The sequence below is a fragment of the Paenisporosarcina sp. P4_D4 genome (assembly GCF_056401835.1).
On sequence record NZ_JBFUIO010000313.1, the window covers coordinates 1 to 1,162 of the forward strand.

Genomic DNA, 1,162 nt, shown 5'->3' on the forward strand with positions numbered 1-1,162 from the left:
TCTCTTCTTGGGAACAAGAAGAGACTCATCATTAGTAGACAAGATCTCAACTTATCTTCCAAGCATAATCGCTTGAAGGAATTGGCACAGTGCTCAATAATGAGTCTGTTGCCGAGGTTTCAAAGGGCCTTTCCCTCCACCTCTCTTGATAAGTAGAAATTAACTATTTAGTTTTATTAATGGTTTAAATGGTATCAGTTTTGCTCGTTTTGAAATCAACGAATTTAACTTAGTTGTTATATTAATACATAAATTCAAGAAAGTAAATAATTTTCTAAAATTTGTTTTTCTCATTTTTATAATTTAAAAAACAAAAAAGTCTCTTCTTGGGAACAAGAAGAGACTCATCATTAGTAGACAAGATCTCAACTTATCTTCCAAGCATAATCGCTTGAAGGAATTGGCACAGTGCTCAATAATGAGTCTGTTGCCGAGGTTTCAAAGGGCCTTTCCCTCCACCTCTCTTGATAAGTTGAAATTAACTATTTAGTTTTATTAATGGTTTAAATGGTATCAGTTTTGCTCGTTTTAAAATCAACGAATTTAACTTATTTATTATAATAATACAAACATTCAATAAAGTAAACAATTTCCTGAAATGCGTTTTTTACCGTTTTTATCTTTTCACAAAGTACACTACGGACGTAAAGAACAGATTAAAAAGCAGCCCCAAAAGTATTTGATCGTCGAGGAATCGACGGAACTATAATGAGCATGATTGCTGCTTATGCAGCGTTTGATTGATGTACATCAAAAGCTTTTCTTCTCGTTAGTTCTATAAGTTCACAAAAAATGTGTTAATCCTTCTTTCTTTAACCTTAACACCTAAACAAAAAACGCCTAAAACCTATATATATCAAGGATTTTGGGCGTTACAAGAATGGTTGGTTATTTGCGTTAAAACGGTACATGCGGAGTATACCTGTAAATACTGATAGCTCACGTCTTTTCTCAGACGTTAGCTTTTTTCTTTTTTCTTTTTCAACTCAAGCACCCGTTAGTTGAAGAGGAAATGTGCTACTATGCAGGTCTATTGCAAAAGTAGTTCCATAATGGTCTTCAATCGCCTTGCTTAATTGTGGCTGTAATAGATCAATTACGGCATCTTCTAACACATTCTCTCGTGTAGGTTGTGTTATTGGACGATTTGCGTACGTTATTA

Annotated in this window: 2 riboswitches. The window is 33.8% G+C overall.

Annotated elements, in window-relative coordinates:
- Nucleotides 1–48: 48 nt before the first annotated feature.
- Nucleotides 49–155, reverse strand: a riboswitch (SAM riboswitch).
- Nucleotides 156–367: 212 nt separating this feature from the next.
- Nucleotides 368–474: riboswitch (SAM riboswitch) on the reverse strand.
- Nucleotides 475–1,162 lie beyond the last annotated feature (688 nt).